The following is a 17,659-nucleotide window of genomic DNA, read 5'->3' as shown; positions in this document are numbered from 1 at the left end:
CCCGATACTGGATGTATCGGGGTGATCCCGACAACGCGGCGAGCGTGCGTGCCAGGCGCCGTCGGGCAGGCGGGACTTTCGCAACACGCCCTAGTGATAGTGGTAGTACCCCATGGCCATGAGCACGGCGAACACCCCGACATCGGCCACGGCCGCCGCGACGCAGTACCCGACGGGCGCCTGGGTCCGGGCGGCGTGCGGCGCGGAGAGCGCGTCGGCACTCCTCGTCTGCCACCACACGAACGCGACGACCAGGAGGCCGGCGAGCGGGGCCTGGAGCATCTCCTGGCCGGTGAAGTGCGGCACGGCGTTGCCGATGCCGGCGATCCCGAGCGCACCGAGCAGCACGGCGAGCCCGTCGAAGGGGACGCCGACCCGGTCCCGGCGGTCGTGCACCAGGCGCGCCGCGGCGACCGCGACGACCGCGGCGAGGGGGATCGCGGCGTACAGGCACACGCGCCAGGTCAGGCCCAGGGTGAGGAACTGGCTCGCGAGCAGCCCGAGCGCCGGGCCGCTGCCCGCGACCGCGACGTGGATCCCGAAGGCCTTGCGGCGCTCCGCGGGGTCGGTGAAGTGGCCGGCCGCCAGGAGCGGTACGGACACCGTGACCAGCGCGGCGAACGCGCCCCGCAGGACGTGGGCCACCATCAGCACCGTGTACGAGGGTGCCGTCCCACCGATCGCGGCGGCCACCGCGAGGCCCGCCAACCCGATCAGCAGCGTCCTCCTGCGGCCCACGCGGCCGGCGAGGCGGGCGCCGAGGAGCAGCAGGGCGACGAAGGCCAGCACGTAGACGGCGGGCAGCACCTCCACGTACATCGTGGACGTCACCTTGATCCGCGTGCTGTCCGAGGAGAGCGCCAGGTCGCTGGAGACGTCCGTCCACAGGAGGGTGTTGTTGGCGAACGCCGCGTCGACCAGCACGACCAGCTGGGCCAGGGCGAGCGTGACCAGGGCCCACCAGCGCCTCGGCAGGGGGACGTCCCGGCCCGGCGCGTGGGCGGTGGCCGTGGGCGCGGACCGGAGACCGGGCGGCGTCCCCGGGAGCGCGCCCTGTGCGGCCCGGTGGTGCGCGGGCGCCGTGGGGACGTACGCCGGCGGACGGGGGGCGGACTGGGCGGGGACGCGAGGGTCCGGCGGCGCGGCCGGTGCGACGGCGACGGCGGGGGCGTAGTCCAGGAGCTCGGCGGCGCGGCGGCCGAGCTGGGCCAGCACCGTGCCCGGCAGCCACTCGCCGGACCGATCGGTCGCCGTCCGCGCGGCCACCTCGTGGGGGGTGGGCCGCTTGGCCGGGTCCTTGTGCAGGCAGGCGCGGACGAGTTCGAGGAGCGAGTCCGGTACGCCGGCCAGGTCCGCCTCCTCCTCGGCGATCCGGAAGAGGTGGGCGTTCAGGCCGGTCTCCGTGGCGCCGAACAGGAGGCGCCCGGTGGAGGCGTAGACGAGGAGTGCTCCCAGACAGAACACGTCGGAGGCCGGGGTGAGTTCGAGGCCGCGCACCTGCTCCGGCGACATGAAGCCGGGGGAGCCGATCAGCATGCCCGTGTGGGTGTGCAGGCTGTCCCCGGCCAGGCCGTCCATGGCCCGCGCGATGCCGAAGTCGATGACGCGGGGGCCGTCCACGGTGACCAGGACGTTGGACGGCTTGAGGTCACGGTGGATCAGCCCCGCCTCGTGCACGGCCTGCAGCGCGAGGGCGAGACGGTTGGCCAGGGTGCGGACCGAGGCCTCGGGCAGCGGCCCGAAGTCCCGGGCGACGACCGTGGTGAGGTCGGGTCCCGGGATGTACTGGGTCGCCACCCAGGGCACGGCGGCCTCGGTGTCGGCGTCGAGGACGTCGGCCGTCCAGGCTCCGCCCACCCGCCGGGCCGCGGCCACCTCGCGGGCGAACCGCCTGCGGAACTCGGTGTGCTGGGCGTGCTCGGCCTGGACGACCTTCACGGCGACCGTACGCCCCAGGTCGGAGCGGCCCAGGTAGACCAGGCCCATCCCGCCCGCGCCGAGGCGGGCGATCAGGCGGTACGGGCCGATGTGCGTGGGGTCCTGCCCCGTCAGGTTTTCCACGGTGGAGAAGTCAGTCCTTCGGGTGAGGGCTCGGCTGGTCCCAAGGTAGAACACATATCCACGGCGCACGGATGAGATGGCCAACCGCGTGGTGAAGGAACGGTGTTCGGCGTGGAGGACCTTCGGCACCGGTCGAGCTCACCGCCCGATACATGCCGGTTCGTTCCCAAGGGGGTGGAACGTCGAATGACGGTGGGTCATCGGACGGATGTCCGGCGGTACGTCGCTGACCACGGGAAACATGGGTGAAGAGCACTCCGAAGTGCTGGTAGATTGATCTCTGTCGCCGCGGGAATCACTCCGCGTCACGACACACACCTGGTCCAAGTGGCGGAATGGCAGACGCGCTAGCTTGAGGTGCTAGTGCCCTTTATCGGGCGTGGGGGTTCAAGTCCCCCCTTGGACACCAGAATCACCCCTCCTGCCGGGCCGGCCGAGGCCCGCCCGACAGGAGAGTCCCGGGCCGGGTCAGGCCAGGAACACCGGCAGGTCGAACAGGTCGTTCTGCGTCACCACCGGCTTGTTCCGCAGCTCTTCGCGCGGCACCGCGAGCCGCAGCCCGGGGAAGCGCGCGTACAGCGCCGGAAGCGCCACCGAGGCCTCCAGACGGGACAGCGCCGCCCCCGGGCAGACGTGCGGACCGTGACCGAAGGCGATGTGCCGGTTCGGCGTACGGGTCACGTCGAACGCCCCCGCCGTCGCACCGTGCTGCTCCTCGTCCCGGCCGATCGCGCCGAACGACACGATCAGCGCGTCACCCTTGGGCAGGACCCGGTCGCCGACCTCGATGTCCTCGCTCGCGAACCGGATCAGCACGTGCGAGGTGGGCGTCGACCAGCGCAGGGTCTCCTCGATGACGTTCTCCCACGGCACCTCGCCCTTCAGCACCAGGGCGCGCTGCTCGGGGTGGGTCTCCAGGGCGACGACCGCGTTGACGATCAGGCTGATCGTCGTCTCGTGACCGGCCGCCACCATCAGCTGGAGCGTGTTCGTGATCTCCTCCGTGCTGAGCCGGTCGCCGCCCTCCGACGCCTCGATCAGCGCGCTGGTGAGGTCGTCGCCGGGCCGCTCGGTCCGCGCCGCCACGATCCCCGAGAAGAGCGCGCCGAGGTCCGCCATCATCTGCGGCACCTCCTCCGGCGGGGTCTGCGTCGAGAAGAACTTCTCGAAGAGGGCCTTCATGACGGGGTGGTCGGCCTGGTCGACGCCCATGAGCTCGCTGACCACGTTCATCGGCAGCGGGTACGCGAACTCCGCCTTCAGGTCCACGACCTCGCCGGCCGGCCGCTCCGCGAGCCGGTCGAGGCTCTCGGTCGTGAGGGCCTCGATGCGCGAGCGCAGCAGCTCCACCCGGCGCGCCGTGAGCGCCTGCGCGACGAGCGTGCGCAGCCGCCGGTGCTCCTCGCCGTCCACCGTCAGCATCGACCTGCCGGGGTTGGCCAGGCCGATCAGCGGCCAGTCCATGGGTATCTCGCCGCGCTGCCAGGCTCCCCACACCTCGATGTCCTTCACCAGACGCGCGTCGGTGAGGAGCTTCCGGGCCTCGGCGTGACGGGTGACGGACCAGCAGGGCACGCCGCCGGGCAGGACGACGCGGGCCAGCGGGCCCGCCTCGCGCAGCCGGGCGCTCTCGGCGTCGAGATCGGTGACGAAGGGGTCGAGGACGATCACGTCGGCGTCGGGCGCGGCGGTGTGGTCGTACGGGCAGCTCATGCGAAGGCTCCAAGGGCGGGGGTCGGGGTGTACGTCACGGGGAGCGCGGTGAGGCCCCGCAGCCAGGGGGACGGGCGGCGGGTGAGGCCGTCCTCCGCCACCGCGAGGTCCACGTCCGGCAGTCGGTCGAGGAGCACCTCGATACCCGTCCGGGCGATGGTCTCGGCGACCTCCTGCGCGGGGAAGGGGCAGCGGTGCTCGCCGTGTCCGAAGGAGAGGTGGGCGTTGTTGCCGCCGGTCAGGGCGCCGGAGTCGGCGCGGACGTGCGGGTCGGAGTTGGCGGCGGCCAGGCCGAGGAGGACCAGGTCGCCCTGGCCGATCCGGCGCCCGCCGAGGTGCGTGTCGCGCGAGGCCCACCGGCCGGCGACGTTCTGGGTGGGGGTGTCCTCCCAGAGGACCTCGTTCATCGCCTCGCCGACGCTGTGCCGGCCGCCGGAGAGGGAGGCCGCGAAGCGGTCGTCGGTGAGCATCAGGCGCAGCGAGTTGCCGATCCAGTCGGCGGTGGGCTGGTGACCCGCCGCCATCATCACCATGAGGTCCTGGGCGACCTCCTCGACCGTGAAGCCCGCGGTGTTGGCGACCATGCGGGAGGCGACGTCGTCACCGGGCGTCTCGGCCTTGGCCGCGAGCAGCGCGAACATGGACTCGGCCAGGTGGCGCTGGCCCGCCAGGGCCCCCTCCTGGCCGTTGATCATGTCGTTCAGGGCGGTCACGAGCGCCGGCCCCTGCTCGTCGGCGAAGCCGTAGACGCTGGCGAGGACGCGTACCGGCAGCAGCATCGCGTACTCGGCGATGATGTCGCACGCGCCCTTGCCGCAGAGCCCGTCGATGAGCTCGTCGGCGAACCGCTCGGCGCGTGCCTTCAGCGTGAAGGGGTCGATCGCCTCCAGCGCGTCGGAGATGACGGCGGCCCGCTCGCGGTGCCGCTCGCCGACGGTGTAGAGGATGGACGGCTGCTTGCGGCCGATCATGGGCAGCAGCGGCCAGTCCGCCGGGATGGCGTCCCACTGGTTCCACAGCTCGGAGTCGCGGGAGAAGAGGACCGGGTCGCTGGTGACCTGGTGCAGTTCGCGGTAGCCGAGGACCAGCCAGGCGGGCACGTCGCCGTCGAGCACGACCGGGGCGACGGCGCCGTGCTCGCGCCGGATCCGCCGGTACAGCTCGACGGGGTCGGTCTGGAACAGGGGGCCGCTCAGGGGGACGGGCGGGTACGCGGACGGGGTCGCGGGGTGGGTCACGGGGTGGGCTCCGGAATGGGCTGCTGGATCGGCCGCGGGATCACCCGCTGGTCCGAGGCGACGAGGGTGCGCAGGTGCTCGACGAGTGCGATGAGGACCTGCTTGCCGGACTCGCGCGACCGGGCGTCGCAGAAGACCAGCGGGACCTCGTCGGCGAGGTCGAGGGCCTCGCGGATCTGGTCGGAGGTGTAGGCGGGCCCGCCGAAGTCGTTGCAGGCGACGACGAACGGCGTGCCGTGGTGTTCGAGCCGGTCGACGGCGTACCAGGAGTCGGAGAGCCGCCGGGTGTCGACGAGGACGACGGCGCCGAGCGTCCCGGCGAAGAGCCGGTCCCACAGGAACCAGAACCGCTCCTGGCCGGGCGCGCCGAACAGGTAGAGGACGTTGCGCGCGTCGAGGGAGATCCGGCCGAAGTCGAACGCCACGGTGGTGGCCTTCTTCGCGGCGACGCCGCCGGTGTCGTCGATGTGCTCCCCGGCCTGCGTCATCGTCTCCTCGGTGTTCAGCGGACGGATCTCGCTGACCGAGCGGACGAGGGTGGTCTTGCCGACGCCGAACCCGCCGACGATGACGATCTTCAGTCCGTTGTCGGCCGTGCTGCGCAGGGTCCGACGGTCCGGGGATCCGGCGGCTTCGGGGTCTTCGGCTGCTTCGGCGGCTTCAGAGGCTACGGAGTCCAACGAGCACCTGCTCCAGGATGTCGTGATCGGGAAGGCGGTACGAGGGCCGGGGGTGCCGTGCGCTGATCCGGCCGGTGTCGTGCAGGTCGGCCAGGAGGATCCGCGTGATCGACACGGGCAGGCCGAGCCCGGCCGCCACCTCGACGACCGCCGTGGGGAACCGGCACATCCGCAGGATCGCGGCGTGCTCGGACTGCATGCCGGGGACCGGGTCGCTCTCGGAGACCACCAGCGTCACCACGTCGAACGCGTCGGACCCGGCCCGGGTGCGACCGCCTGTGACGGTGTAGAGACGGTCGGGCGAGTCGTCCCGGCCCGGCCTGGCGCGGCTCATCCCCGGGGCCTGGCGACGAGGTGCTCGCCCAGCTGCTCGACCAGTTCCGTCATGTTGTGGCCCACGAGTCCGGCGTCGGCGTCCTCGTCGGCGACCAGGGCGAGGTGGGCGCCGTCACCGGCCTCCACGATGAAGAGGATGCCGCCGTAGAACTCGGCCATCGCCGAGCGGACCCCGCCCGTGCCGTCGCCGAACTCGACGGAGGCACCGTGCGACAGGCTCTGGATGCCCGCGGAGATCGCGGCCAGCTGGTCGGCCTGGTCGACGGAGAGCTCGGAGGTACGGCAGAGCTTGAGGCCGTCGCGGGAGAGCACCAGGGCGTGGCGGCTGCCCGGGGTGCGTTCCAGCAGGCCTTCCAGGAGCCAGCTGAGCTTCTCGTCGGTGGTGGTGCCGGTCATCACGGGTTGCCTTCCGAATACGGGGAGTTCGAGGAGGCCGACGGGTGCGGTGCGGCCGCCGGGTCCTGGGGGTCGGCCGGGACGTTCGTGTCGGCCGGGACGGAGGGTTCGGCCGGCGTGGAGGGGTCGCCCGGCGCGGAGGGGTCGGCCGGCCGGTCGTCGGCGGCCCGGGCTCCCGCGCCGCGTACCGCCCGGTGGAAGCTGCCGAAGCGCGGCGGGGCGCCGGTGGAGGGGCCGGTGCGCGGCGCCTCTTGGCGCGGCTCGGCCGGTGCCTCCTCGGCCTTGAGCTGGGCGGCCAGCGTCTGGCCGCGACGGCGGCGGGGCAGGACGATCCCGTCCACGGTCGCCTCGCCGTCGGAACCGGCGGGCGCGCCGTCGCGGACGGCCTCGTGCGTGGTCTCGGGCTCGTGAGCCCGCCGTGGCGCGGGTACGGGGTGGGCGGCGGGCGCGGCGGACGGGGGCGTCCGGTCGGCGGCGGGGGCGGTCACCGCGCGGCCGGCGACCGGCGGGGACGGCTCGGCGGGGGAGCCGGTCCGCTCCTCGGGCACCCGGCTGATGAGCTCCTGGGGAACCATCAGCAGGACGCCGGTGCCGCCGCGGGCCGAGGGGCGGAAGGACACGGTCAGGCCGTGCTTGCGCGCCAGCCGGCCGACCACGTGCAGGCCGAGGCGGGTGCCGGAGAGTCCGGCCAGGTCCTGGGCGGCCGAGCCGACGGCGGCCTCGGCGCGCCTCAGCTGCACGTCGCTCATGGCCAGGCCGCTGTCCTCGACGGTGATGACGAGGCCGGCGGGCACCTCCTCCACGTACACGTGCACTTCCGCGTTGGGCGGGGAGAAGTTCGCCGCGTTGTCGAGGATTTCCGCCAGGGCGTGCATGACGCCCTCGGCGGCGTGGCCGGTCACCGCCGCCTCGCTGCCGGAGTGCAGCCGCACACGCTGGTAGCCGCCGATCCGGCCCATGGCGCCGCGCAGGATCGACTCCATGACGATCGGGCGCGTCCAGCGGCGGCCCGAACGGGCTCCCGTCAGCACGGCGACGGAGTCGGCGAGCCGGCCCGCCTGGGCGGTGCGGTGGTCGAGGTGGAGGAGGTCGGTGAGGACGTCCTCGTCGGCGTGCCGGTGCTCCATGTCCCGCAGGTCGGCCATCATGCTCGTGGCCAGGGCCTGCATCCGTCCGGCCGCGTTGGCGGCGGCGGCCATGGCCGCGGACCGGGCGGACTCCGCGCGGCGCAGCAGGCCTTCGAGACGCTCGGTCTCGGCCGTCAGCTTCGCGCGGAGGAGCTCGGTCTCGGAGGTCACCCTCGCACGGAGGATCTCGGTCTCGGACGCGTGGGACCGGACGAGCTCCTCGGTGCGCGCCGTGTGCCGGGCCGCCGCGTCGGCGGCCTCCGCCTCGAAGCGCGCGGTGAGCGCCGCCGACTCGCGCGCGGCGGTGGCCTGGTACCGGCTGGTGTAGGCGTCCCGGGAGGCGAGTTCGGCGGCGAGGACCTCCGCGCGCCGGGCGAGCGCCCGCGAGGTGTGGGCGTACCAGGTGACGGCGAAGGTCGCGGCGGACAGCAGCAGGACGCCGCACGCCGCGAACCAGCCGAGCGCGGGGCGGACCCCGGTCGGCGCCGCGGTCGTCGCCGCCACGGCGAGCGCACCACCCGCGGTGAGGGTCAGCAGGGAGGCGATCAGGGCAGGGCGGAACGGGGTGGGCGAGGCCGACATCAACCAGACTCTCGAGAGCGGTCACACGGGGGAAGGAGGTTGAACGTCGGAACTATAGAACCGATCTTGATCGGTTCGGAACTCTCGTGAATGAATTGGTATTCAGGATTGGGCAGAGTCATCCATCAACCCGCCCAGTACTGACTGACTTTTAGTGATGTACGGTCAACTTCCGCTGCTCGGCCCCATTTCCCCCGAGTCGGAGCACTTCGGTCAGGGCCGCGATGCTGTGCTCGCCGTGACCGGCCTCGGCGGCCCGTCCCAGAAGGGCGTTGAGCGGGGCGATCCATGACGTGTCGACATGCGCCTCCGCGGCGAGTTCGTCGTCGTGGGCCGCCCCCGCGAGGAAGAGGTTCACGGACGAGGCGGCGTCGGTGTAGTCGCCGCTGTCGATCTCCTCCGCGTAGACCGGCAGCAGAGACTTGATCATGTCCAGCCACTTCCCGGCGAACCGGACCGTGCTGCTCGCCGGCAGGCCACGCGCCTGGACGGCGGCGGCGCCCTGGAAGAAGCCGACGAGCGCGGGCAGCAGCATCGCGCCCACCGCCATCTCGTACAGCGCGGCGAGGTCGGGCTCGTCCCCGAGGTGGACCGTGTCGCCACCCAGCACCCGGAGGGTCGTCCCGTGCTCGTCGAAGACGCCCCGGTCGCCGCCGTAGTACAGCAGCGTGTCGGGCGCCCCCACCGCCGAGGGCACGTTCTTGACCGCCCCCGCGAGGAACCGTGCGCCGTGGGAGGTCGCCCAGGCGGCGGTCGCCCGCGCGCCGGCGGGCGAGCCGCTGTTCAGGGTGACGAGGTCACGTCCCCGCAGCGCGCCGACGCCCCCCTCCAGTGCCTGGCGGGTGTCCTCGAAGGTCGTGAGGCAGGTCACGACGAGCGGGCTCGCCGCGATGGCCCCCTCGACCCCCTCGGCCCGGACCGCCCCCCGGGCCACCAGGGGCGCGGCCCTCTCCGGCGTCCTGTTCCACACCGTCGTCGGATGCCCGGCGTCGAGGAACGCCTCGGCCAGTGCCCGTCCCATCGAACCCAGCCCGATGACGGTCACCGGGACGGTCGAGGGCATGCGGATGTTGCCTGTCATGGTGAGCTCCAGTCCACGTCTGTCGTGTTCTTCCTGGTCCTTGCCGGCACCTCCATGCTGGGTGGTCACGTACATTCCCTCAAGTACCTACATTTTTGTGAGGTACCTACATTTCTGTTCGTAGGAGGGGTGGATGAAGCACAGGAAGTACACCTGTGGGCTCGACGCCGCCATCGCCGTCATGGGCGGCAAGTGGAAAGGTCTGATTCTCTTCTCGCTCGGTGAAGGCCCTGTGCGATTCGGGGAGTTGAGGCGGACCGTGGAGGGAATCAGCGAGCGGATGCTGATCCTTCAACTCCGCGAGATGGAGGCCTCCGGACTGGTCCACCGCGAGGTGCACCAACAGGTCCCGCCGAAGGTCGAGTACTCCCTGACGGAGTTCGGCCACTCGCTCAACGCCGCGATGGCGCCGCTCGGCGAGTGGGGCGAGACCCATATGGAGCGGATCGAGGCCATTCCGTGAGCGGGGCCCGGTCCTCCTGATCAGGCGGTGGACACGACGGACGGGACAGGTGCGGTGGGCCCGGTGGTGGCGGTGAAGGCCCTGCCGTCCAAGGTCCAGTGCGGGTCGGGCGGGATACCCAGGGCCGTGTAGACGTGTGCGGCGACGTCCGCGTGGTGCAGGGCCGAGGGCGCCGCGCCGGGGGTCAGCCCCGGGCCGCTCGCGGCGATCCAGGCCGTGCGCTCCAGCTCGCTGCGGCCCCCGTGGCCCCCTTCGTCCCGGTGGCCGTGGTCCGTCACCACGATGACCGTCCACCGCTCGCCCGCGTGGCCGGGCCGCGCGCGTACGGCGGAGAGGAGCCGTCCGAGACGACGGTCCGCCGCCTCGACCGACCTGCGGTACTCCTCACCGCAGCCGAGGAAGTGGGCGGTCTCGTCGACGGCGCCGAGATAGACGAAGCCGGCGTGGAGCTCCTCGTCCAGGCCGAGGAGGTGGACCGCGTCGGCCGTCACCCTCTCGTCCACCTCCTCCCACGCCTCGGGGGTGTCCTCCCGGGGAGCGACGTAACCGAGCCGGGTGGGGGAGACGAACAACGGGCCGCCCTGGCGGGCGAGGAAGAGCGGTGCCCAGCCGCCGACGGCGAAGGTCCGTCGCCCGCACTCGACGGCGAGGCGGGTCGTGAAGTCGGGGAAGACGTCGAGCCGGTTGCCGTCCAGGCGGTTGGCCCACACCCCGTGCTTGGCGACCCCGACGCCGGTGACGACGGTGGTCCAGCACGGTCCCGACATGGTGGGTGTCGCCTCGTCCACCTCGACCGGGGCGAGGAAGCCCGCCCGGGCGATGCCGTCGAGGTGCGGGGTGTCGAGCGAGGGGAGCAGATCGAGGCGTACGCCGTCGATGCCGACCACCAGGACGCGGGCGGTGTCCGCGGCTGTGTTCATGGAGAGTCCAGGGTGTCGAGGTGTCGAGGTGTCGAGGTGCCGAGGAGCCGAGGGGTAGGGGTGTCGAGGTGTAGGGGTGTCGAGGTGCCGAGGAGCCGAGGTGTAGGGGTGTCGAGGTGCCGAGGTGCCGAGGTGCGGGGGTGCCGAGGTGCAGGGGCGCCGCGGTGTCCTGGCCGTGGGGCCGGTCCGAGGGGGCGGGGCGCTCAGGGGCCGACGCGGCGGAGCCGGATCAGGCTGCTCGCGTGGTCGCCGGCCGGCAGCCGGGGGTCGATGCCCCGGCGCACCAGCACGGCCCCGCTGTGCACCTGGTCGGTCTCCGGGTCGAGGTAGAGCGCCCCGGGGTCGAGGGCCGGCAGCCGCACCGGGTCGGGGCGGTGGCCGAAGCGGGTCGTGGGCCGCCAGACGAGGAGCGCGTGCTCACTGTCGTCCGGGGCCGCGTAGTGGACCGCGGTCACCGGTCCGTCCGTCGCCACGCGGTGCTGGACGCCCCGCTGGACCAGCGGGCGGATCTCCTTGTACCGGGCGACGAGCTCGGCGGTCTCCGCGAGCTCCTCCTCGGACCAGGAGGCGAGGTCCCCGCCGAGCCCCAGCGCTCCGGCCATGGCGACATGGAAGCGGAAGCGCAGCGGGGTCCGCCGGCCGGTGGCCGGGTTGGGGCTGTCCGTGACCCACGCGGCCATCGCCGCGGCGGGGAACAGCTGCCCGAAACCGTGCTGGATGCCGATCCGGTCGACCGGATCGGTGTTGTCCGAGGTCCAGGCCTGGTCGGTGCGGGCGAGCATGCCGAGGTCGACGCGGCCGCCGCCGCCCGCGCACGCCTCGATCCGCAGACCGGGGTGCCCGGCGCGGAGCCGGTCCATGATCCGGTGGACGGCCCGGGTGTGGTCGATCCACAGGCGGTCGGGATCGGGGTGCCCGGCCCAGCCGGCCTCGGTGAAGGCCCGGTTGGCGTCCCACTTGAGCCAGTCGACGGCGTGGTCGCGCACGAGCCGGTCCAGGGTCCGGTGCGCCCAGTCCTCGACCTCGGGCCGGGCGAGGTTCAGCACCAGCTGGTGGCGCAGCTCCGTCGCGTCGAGCCGGGGGTCGTGGAGGACCCAGTCCGGGTGCGCCCGGTACAACTCGCTTTCCCGGTTGACCATTTCCGGCTCCACCCACAGCCCGAAGTCCATTCCCAGGCGGTGCACCTCGTCGGCGAGCGGGCGCAGTCCGTCCGGGAACGCCTCCTCGCGCGGCGTCCAGTCGCCGAGCCCGGACCGGTCGTCGCGGCGCGAACCGAACCAGCCGTCGTCCAGGACGAAGAGCTCGGCGCCGACGCGGGCCGCCAGGCGCGCGAGGCGGAGCTGCCCGGCCTCCTCGACGGCGAAGCCGGTGGCCTCCCACGAGTTGTAGAGCACCGGCCGGTCCCGCTCGGGCTCCGGCAGCACATGGCGGCGTACGTATGCGTGCCAGCTGCGGCCGGCGGTGCCGAAGCCGTCGGGGGAGTACAGACCCGCGTACGTCGGAGTGCGCAGGGTGCGGCCCGGCAGCAGGGTCCAGCCGATCCCCTCGTGGCCGAAGCCGCCGGTCCAGGTGGTGCGTCCCACCGGGTCGCGGTGGACGGTCACCCGCCAACTGCCGCTCCAGGCGAGCGCGGTGCTCCACACCTCGCCCGACTCCTCGTTCGCGGTGCCGTCGTCGACGGCCAGCCACGGGCTCGCGTGATGGCCCGTGATTCCGCGACGGCTCGTCAGCACGGTCTCCGCGACGGGGAGTCGGTCGCGCTGGAGCTGGAACTCGCTGTTCCAGCCGCCCACCAGATGGCTCAGTCGGTAGTCGGCCAGTGGAGGAGCGGTCCAGGAGGCCGAGTCCAGCCGGTCGACCCACACCGGATCGGGCGGACCGTCCGGGGCACCCGTGTGGGTCAACTCCGTCCACCTCTCGATGACTTCGGTGTCGGGGCGGACCCGGTAGCAGAGTTCGGTGCGCAGAGGGCGGTGCCGGTCCTCGAGGCGCAGCCGCAGCTCCCCGCCGTCCACCGTGTGGCCGGCGAACCGCCACTGCGTGCCCCGGGTGCCGTCGGCGAAACGGACCTGGAGCCCGGCGGGGCCGAACCGCGCCCCGGTCTGCGGCGCGAGTTCGTCGGGGGCGGCGTCGGCCTCGAAGCTGCTGGCGGCGGGGGAGACCGCCTCCGGGAGCGCGGCCAGGGCGAGGCTGTCGAGCGGGGCGCCCCAGTACAGGTGCCGGGGGCTGCCGTCGGCGCCGACACGCAGCGCGTACAGGCTGTTCGGCGTCCGCAGCAGCGCGAGGCGGAGGTCGGGATCGAAGGTGACGGGCGGGAGCGTGGCGCGCACGGATGGGTCCCCTGTCGTGATGGGCACGGAGGCGGGCCTGAGCGTAGAGCCGCCCCAACTCCCTAATCAATACTGGAAGAAGTTATTTATTTGCTCTACGTTGCTCCCGTGTTTCGACATCACCCACAGCCCTTGGTCACCGCACCCGCCGAGACGGCGGTGCTCGCCCTGCTGCTCGCCGAGGGACCGCTCAGCAGAGTGGAACTGGCGCGGCGGACGGGTCTCTCCTCGACCGCCGTCACCAAGGCGGCCAGACCCCTCATCGACGACGGCTACCTGTACGAACTGCCGCCGGAGCGCACCGCACCCGGTGCCGGCCGGCCGGTCAACCCGCTGGCGGTGGCTCCCGACCGGGAGTACTTCATCGGGCTGAAGATCAGCGTCGACCAGCTCTTCGGCGCCGTGTGCGATCTGCGGGCCGGCATCCGGACCACGGCCGTGCGCCCGCTCGACACGTGCACCCCCGAGGTCGTGGCCGACCTCGCCGCCGACCTCGTCGACGAACTGCTTGACACGGAAGGCGCGTTCCGGGACCGTACGCGTCACCTCGGCGTCGCGGTCAACGGCGACGTGGACCGCGACAGCGGCAGGCTCCGCCACTCCGGGCTCCTCGGCTGGCGGGACGTTCCGCTCGCGGAACTGCTCTCCGCCTCCACCGGTCTGTCGGTCACCGTCGAGAACGACGTCAGGGCCCTGACCGTCGCGGAGCACTGGTTCGGCGAGGGCATCGGCACCGGCTACTTCGCGCTGGTCACCATCGGTGCGGGCATCGGCTCCGCCCTCGTCGTCAACGGGCGTCTCCTCAGGGGCGCCTACGGCGTCGCGGGTGAGGTCGGACACCTGTGCGTGGACCCGAACGGTCCGCGCTGCCGGTGCGGTGCGCGCGGCTGCGTCGAGGCGATCGCCTCGACCGACGCGATCCTCGCGGCCGTCCGCCACGACACCGGGAACGGACACCTCACGTTCGACGAGGTCGTCCGGATGGCCCGGGAAGGCCACCCCGCCGCCGGCGGGGCCTTCGCCCGGGCCGGGAACGCCATCGGGGTCGGCATCTCCGCACTCGTCAACCTCGTCGGCCCCGAACGGGTCGTCGTCAGCGGCGAAGGCGTCGACGCCTACGACCTGCTCGGCCGGCACATCCAGGACGCTTACGCGGCACAGGTCTTCGGGGCCGCGTCCCGCTGCCCGCTCTCGCTCCGCCCGCTCCCGTGGGAGGAGTGGGCCCGGGGCGGGGCAGCCGTGGCCATCCAGGCGCTCTTCCCGCAGTACGCGGCCACGCCCACGGCGGGCAGCGGCTGAACGGCCCGCACACCCGGCCCGCACAGCCACCCCGTACACCCCGCACGTCCCCGCACGTCGCCTGTGCATCCCCGCACGTCCGCCCCGCACACACCCTCACACTCACCCTCACAGAAGAAGGACGGGACATGAGCGCACGCAGAACCGAGCTCAGCCGACGCGGATTCCTCACGGGATCGCTGCTCATCGCCGCCGGAAGCGTCCTGACGACCGCCTGCAGCACCGACCCCACCGGCGGCTCCGCCGCCGGCGCGAAGACCACCCTCAACGTCTGGTACCACGCCTACGGCGAGGCCGGCGTCCAGCAGGCGGTGCTCCGCTACGCCACCGCCTTCACCAAGGCCAACCCGGACATCGCCGTCAAGGTGACGTGGGTCCCCGGCGACTACTCGGGCAAGCTCAACGCGACCCTGCTGACCGACTCCGCCCCCGACGTCTTCGAGATCGGCGACTTCAGCGAGAGCCTCGCCCGCCGGGGCCAGATCGCCGCGCTCGACGACGTGTACGGCAGCGCCAGGGGCGACTTCAACAAGAACGCCGTCGACGCGGTCGGCGTCGACGGCAAGCTCTACGGCGTCAAGATGATCGACGACGTCATGATGCTCTACTACCGCAAGAGCGTCCTGTCGAAGGCCGGGATCACCCCGCCGGCCGGCTTCGACGGCCTCGTCGCCGCGGCGAAGGCCCTCACCACCAAGAAGAACAAGGGCCTGTTCGTCGGCAACGACGGCCTCGGCGACACCCCGTCCCTCGCCGTCTGGTCCAACGGCGGCGACCTCGTGAGCCGCGACGGCAAGGTGGAGTTCGGCTCGCCGCGGGCCCTCGAAGCGCTCACCGGACTGAAGCGCCTGCACGACGACAAGTCGCTGCTGCTCGGCTTCACCACCGACTGGTGGGACCCCGCCGCCTTCAACCAGGGTGTCGTGCCGCTCCAGTGGTCCGGACTGTGGGCGATGCCGGCCGTCAAGGCGGCGCTCGGAGACGACTTCGGGGTCGTGCCGTGGCCCGCCTTCAAGGCCGGCGGCGCGCCCGTCGTCCGGGTCGGCGGATGGACCGGCTGTGTCAACGCCAAGGGCAGGAACGTGGCCGCGGCCAAGCGGTTCGTGCAGTGGCTGTGGGTCGAACAGGCCGACCTGCAGAAGGACTTCGCCGAGAGCTACGGCTTCCACGTCCCGCCCCGCACCTCCGTGGCCGCCACCGCGAAGAAGCTCTCCGAAGGCGCGGCCAAGGAGACCGTGGAGCTCGCCCAGAAGCACGGCAGGAACTTCCCGGGCACCTGGGACACCGCGGTGAGCAGCACCTTCTCCGCGGCCGCCGCGAAGATCGTCGGTGGCCGGGGCGAGCCCGCCGCCGTCCTGGCCGAAGCGGTGAAGAAGGCGCAGGGCGAGATAGACAAGCAGCTCGGCCGGTGAACCCGGCGACCGACCTCACGTCGGAGCCCGCCGGCGCCGGGCACCCGGCGGCGGCTCCGCAGGGCGTCCGCCGGGCGGGCCGCTCCCGGACGGGCCGTCCCGGGGCGGGCCGGGCCCGGGCGGACCGTCCCGGCGCCGCCGCCCGCCCCCGTGTCGGCCGGTCCGGCTGGATCGCGTTCGTCGTGCTGACCGCGCCGACGCTGATCGGGCTCGGCGTGTTCAAGTACGTCGCCATCGGCTGGAGCTTCCTGCTCAGCCTCAGCGACGCCCGCGGGACCATCGCCCTCGGCGACTGGGTCGGGCTGGAGAACTACCGGAGACTCCTGGCCGACCAGGCGTTCCGCGACTCCCTCGTCGAGATCCTCGTGTTCACCGCCTTCATCGTGCCCGTCACCTTCGCCGCCTCCCTCGGACTCGCCCTCCTGGTGCACCGGGTCCGGCGCGGCCGGGCGCTCCTGCGCACCACTTTCCTGATCCCGGCGGCCGTCTCGTATGTCGCCGCCTCACTGCTGTGGAAGATGTCGCTGTTCAACGGCCTGCCGGCGGGGATCGCCAACACGATCGGCGGCTGGTTCGGCGCGGAGCCCGTGGCCTGGCTGCAGTCCACCTCGCCGCCGCTCTACTGGGTCGTCCTCGTCACCCTGCGCCTCTGGCTCCAGGTCGGCTTCTACATGGTGCTCTTCCTCGCCGGACTCCAGGCCATCCCCAAGGAGGTCCTGGAAGCCGCCGCGCTCGACGGCGCCACCGGCCGGCGGCTCCTGACCAGGATCACGCTGCCGATGCTGCGGAACACCTCCGTCGCCGTCCTCATGCTCCTCTTCATCGCCGCCTTCCAGGCCTTCGACGAGTTCTACAACCTCTTCAACAGCGGGCTCTCCGGCACCGGCGCCGCCCCCGTACAGACCCCGCTGGTCCACCTCTACAACACCGCCATGGGCAGCCAGAACTACGGCCTCGGCTCCGCAGGCGCCTTCGTGCTCACCGCCGTCATCGTCGGAGTCACCCTGATCCAGGGGCGGTTCACCGGTTTCGGCAGGAGCGGAGAGTGAGACGCCCATGAGCACCGCTCTGCCCGGACCGGTCCGAGGCGCACGCCTACTCGTACGCGGCCTCCTCATCGGTCTCCTGACCGCGGCCTTCCTCGCCCCCTTCTACCTGATGCTCCGCAACTCCCTGATGGACTCCCGGAGTCTGACGGCACCGGAGTGGACGTGGTGGCCCTCGACCGCGCACTTCGAGAACTTCACCGCCCTGTTCGCCGACCCCGCCGTCAACATGGGCCAGGCGCTGGGAAACTCGCTGCTGATCGCCGCCGTCACCGCACCCGTCTCCACGCTCCTCGCCTCGGCCGCCGGCTACGCCCTCGCGCGGATCCCCGTACCGGGACGGGGCGTCCTGCTCGCCCTCGTGGTGGCCACGCTGATGATCCCCGGCTCGGTCACCTTCGTGCCGACGTTCGTCGTCGTCGGCTCGATGGGCGGCGTCAACACGCTCTGGGGCATCATCGTGCCCGGTCTCTTCAACCCGTTCGCGGTGCTGCTGTTCCGCAACTTCTACCTCCAGTTCCCGACCGAGATCGAGGAGGCCGGGCGGCTCGACGGCCTCGGCTGGATCGGCCTGTACCGCCGGATCGCCCTGCCGAGCTCGGGAGCCATGCTGGCCTCGCTCGGGGCGCTGTCCTTCATCGAGAGCTGGAACTCCTTCCTGTGGCCCCTGGTCATCGGCCAGGACCCGTCCGCCTGGACCGCGCAGATCGCGCTGTCCACCTTCCTGACCTCGCAGACGATCAACCTCCCGGGGCTGTTCGCCGGCGCCGTCGTCACCGTCACACCGCTGGTCGTGATGTTCCTCGTCGCCCAGCGCTACATCGTCGAGGGCATCGCCACCAGCGGCCTCAAGGGCTGACCCCGTACCGCACCGCCGGCCGGCGCACTCCCCGTACCGAACGGTCCGCCGGCCCCCGTACCGCACCACGCACAAGGCAGGCACCCCTTTCCCACCCTCAAGGAGCCCTCGTGACA

The 17,659-nt window shown here is 72.5% G+C and carries 15 protein-coding genes and 1 tRNA gene; 6 read left to right on the top strand and 10 right to left on the bottom strand.

Going from position 1 to position 17,659, the window contains the following annotated elements; genetic code table 11:
- Nucleotides 1-90 precede the first annotated feature (90 nt).
- Nucleotides 91-2,061, bottom strand: a complete 1,971-nt coding sequence (locus ACF08F_RS33250) for an MFS transporter (RefSeq protein WP_392302254.1) — start codon at nucleotides 2,059-2,061, stop codon at nucleotides 91-93.
- Nucleotides 2,062-2,382: 321 nt separating this feature from the next.
- Between ACF08F_RS33250 and ACF08F_RS33245 the strand changes: the two genes are divergently transcribed.
- Nucleotides 2,383-2,470 (top strand) — tRNA-Leu (locus tag ACF08F_RS33245).
- Between the two features lie 59 nt (nucleotides 2,471-2,529).
- Here the strand turns inward: ACF08F_RS33245 and ACF08F_RS33240 are convergent.
- The 7 genes from ACF08F_RS33240 to ACF08F_RS33210 all read right to left on the bottom strand — a co-directional run bounded on the left by ACF08F_RS33240 (nucleotide 2,530) and on the right by ACF08F_RS33210 (nucleotide 9,214).
- The gene (locus tag ACF08F_RS33240; RefSeq protein ID WP_392302253.1) at nucleotides 2,530-3,774 is read right to left on the bottom strand and encodes a cytochrome P450; all 1,245 of its coding nucleotides are present in this window, start codon (nucleotides 3,772-3,774) and stop codon (nucleotides 2,530-2,532) included.
- A complete protein-coding gene (locus tag ACF08F_RS33235; protein WP_392302252.1) occupies nucleotides 3,771-5,012 on the bottom strand; it encodes a cytochrome P450 in 1,242 nt (413 codons plus the stop codon). The genes ACF08F_RS33240 and ACF08F_RS33235 overlap by 4 nt, the downstream gene beginning before the upstream one ends.
- Complete coding sequence (locus tag ACF08F_RS33230) at nucleotides 5,009-5,617, bottom strand: ATP/GTP-binding protein (RefSeq protein ID WP_392302259.1); 609 nt, start codon at nucleotides 5,615-5,617, stop codon at nucleotides 5,009-5,011. Before ACF08F_RS33230 ends, ACF08F_RS33235 begins: the two co-directional genes overlap by 4 nt.
- A 55-nt stretch (nucleotides 5,618-5,672) precedes the next feature.
- The gene (locus ACF08F_RS33225) at nucleotides 5,673-6,026 is read right to left on the bottom strand and encodes a DUF742 domain-containing protein (RefSeq protein WP_024757394.1); all 354 of its coding nucleotides are present in this window, start codon (nucleotides 6,024-6,026) and stop codon (nucleotides 5,673-5,675) included.
- Nucleotides 6,023-6,424, bottom strand: coding sequence for a roadblock/LC7 domain-containing protein (locus ACF08F_RS33220; protein ID WP_392302251.1), 402 nt, complete (start codon nucleotides 6,422-6,424; stop codon nucleotides 6,023-6,025). Before ACF08F_RS33220 ends, ACF08F_RS33225 begins: the two co-directional genes overlap by 4 nt.
- Nucleotides 6,424-8,133 (bottom strand): ATP-binding protein, encoded by a 1,710-nt coding sequence (locus ACF08F_RS33215; RefSeq protein WP_392302250.1) that lies wholly within the window; start codon nucleotides 8,131-8,133, stop codon nucleotides 6,424-6,426. The genes ACF08F_RS33220 and ACF08F_RS33215 overlap by 1 nt, the downstream gene beginning before the upstream one ends.
- A 151-nt stretch (nucleotides 8,134-8,284) precedes the next feature.
- Nucleotides 8,285-9,214, bottom strand: a complete 930-nt coding sequence (locus tag ACF08F_RS33210; RefSeq protein WP_392302249.1) for an NAD(P)-dependent oxidoreductase — start codon at nucleotides 9,212-9,214, stop codon at nucleotides 8,285-8,287.
- Nucleotides 9,215-9,347: 133 nt separating this feature from the next.
- Between ACF08F_RS33210 and ACF08F_RS33205 the strand changes: the two genes are divergently transcribed.
- A complete protein-coding gene (locus tag ACF08F_RS33205; protein WP_392302248.1) occupies nucleotides 9,348-9,677 on the top strand; it encodes a winged helix-turn-helix transcriptional regulator in 330 nt (109 codons plus the stop codon).
- Nucleotides 9,678-9,697: 20 nt separating this feature from the next.
- Here ACF08F_RS33205 and ACF08F_RS33200 read toward each other — a convergent pair whose 3' ends face one another.
- The gene (locus ACF08F_RS33200) at nucleotides 9,698-10,597 is read right to left on the bottom strand and encodes an alkaline phosphatase family protein (protein ID WP_392302247.1); all 900 of its coding nucleotides are present in this window, start codon (nucleotides 10,595-10,597) and stop codon (nucleotides 9,698-9,700) included.
- Nucleotides 10,598-10,800: 203 nt separating this feature from the next.
- Nucleotides 10,801-12,927, bottom strand: a complete 2,127-nt coding sequence (locus tag ACF08F_RS33195; protein WP_392302246.1) for an alpha-galactosidase — start codon at nucleotides 12,925-12,927, stop codon at nucleotides 10,801-10,803.
- 132 nt (nucleotides 12,928-13,059) lie between these two features.
- On the opposite strand from ACF08F_RS33195, the gene ACF08F_RS33190 reads away from it, so the two are divergent.
- The 4 genes from ACF08F_RS33190 to ACF08F_RS33175 all read left to right on the top strand — a co-directional run bounded on the left by ACF08F_RS33190 (nucleotide 13,060) and on the right by ACF08F_RS33175 (nucleotide 17,543).
- Nucleotides 13,060-14,226, top strand: coding sequence for an ROK family protein (locus tag ACF08F_RS33190; protein WP_392302245.1), 1,167 nt, complete (start codon nucleotides 13,060-13,062; stop codon nucleotides 14,224-14,226).
- A 128-nt stretch (nucleotides 14,227-14,354) separates the two neighbouring features.
- Nucleotides 14,355-15,638, top strand: a complete 1,284-nt coding sequence (locus ACF08F_RS33185) for an ABC transporter substrate-binding protein (protein WP_392302244.1) — start codon at nucleotides 14,355-14,357, stop codon at nucleotides 15,636-15,638.
- Complete coding sequence (locus ACF08F_RS33180) at nucleotides 15,635-16,687, top strand: carbohydrate ABC transporter permease (RefSeq protein WP_392302243.1); 1,053 nt, start codon at nucleotides 15,635-15,637, stop codon at nucleotides 16,685-16,687. The genes ACF08F_RS33185 and ACF08F_RS33180 overlap by 4 nt, the downstream gene beginning before the upstream one ends.
- A gap of 7 nt (nucleotides 16,688-16,694) precedes the next feature.
- Entirely contained in the window at nucleotides 16,695-17,543 is an 849-nt protein-coding gene (locus tag ACF08F_RS33175) for a carbohydrate ABC transporter permease (RefSeq protein ID WP_392302242.1), read from the top strand.
- Nucleotides 17,544-17,659: the final 116 nt, after the last annotated feature.

Source organism: Streptomyces sp. NPDC015130 (assembly GCF_043080005.1).
GTDB lineage: Bacteria > Actinomycetota > Actinomycetes > Streptomycetales > Streptomycetaceae > Streptomyces.
Note: the sequence above shows the minus strand (reverse complement) of the source record. Positions and strands in the feature narration are given on the sequence as shown.

Excerpts from the sequence above, each read along its gene's own strand:
- ACF08F_RS33240 (WP_392302253.1), bottom strand. The coding sequence starts at position 3,774 with ATGAGCTGCCCGTACGACCACACCGCCGCGCCCGACGCCGACGTGATC.
- ACF08F_RS33225 (WP_024757394.1), bottom strand. The coding sequence starts at position 6,026 with ATGAGCCGCGCCAGGCCGGGCCGGGACGACTCGCCCGACCGTCTCTAC.
- ACF08F_RS33220 (WP_392302251.1), bottom strand. The coding sequence starts at position 6,424 with ATGACCGGCACCACCACCGACGAGAAGCTCAGCTGGCTCCTGGAAGGC.
- ACF08F_RS33215 (WP_392302250.1), bottom strand. The coding sequence starts at position 8,133 with ATGTCGGCCTCGCCCACCCCGTTCCGCCCTGCCCTGATCGCCTCCCTG.
- ACF08F_RS33210 (WP_392302249.1), bottom strand. The coding sequence starts at position 9,214 with ATGACAGGCAACATCCGCATGCCCTCGACCGTCCCGGTGACCGTCATC.
- ACF08F_RS33205 (WP_392302248.1), top strand. The coding sequence starts at position 9,348 with ATGAAGCACAGGAAGTACACCTGTGGGCTCGACGCCGCCATCGCCGTC.
- ACF08F_RS33200 (WP_392302247.1), bottom strand. The coding sequence starts at position 10,597 with ATGAACACAGCCGCGGACACCGCCCGCGTCCTGGTGGTCGGCATCGAC.
- ACF08F_RS33185 (WP_392302244.1), top strand. The coding sequence starts at position 14,355 with ATGAGCGCACGCAGAACCGAGCTCAGCCGACGCGGATTCCTCACGGGA.
- ACF08F_RS33175 (WP_392302242.1), top strand. The coding sequence starts at position 16,695 with ATGAGCACCGCTCTGCCCGGACCGGTCCGAGGCGCACGCCTACTCGTA.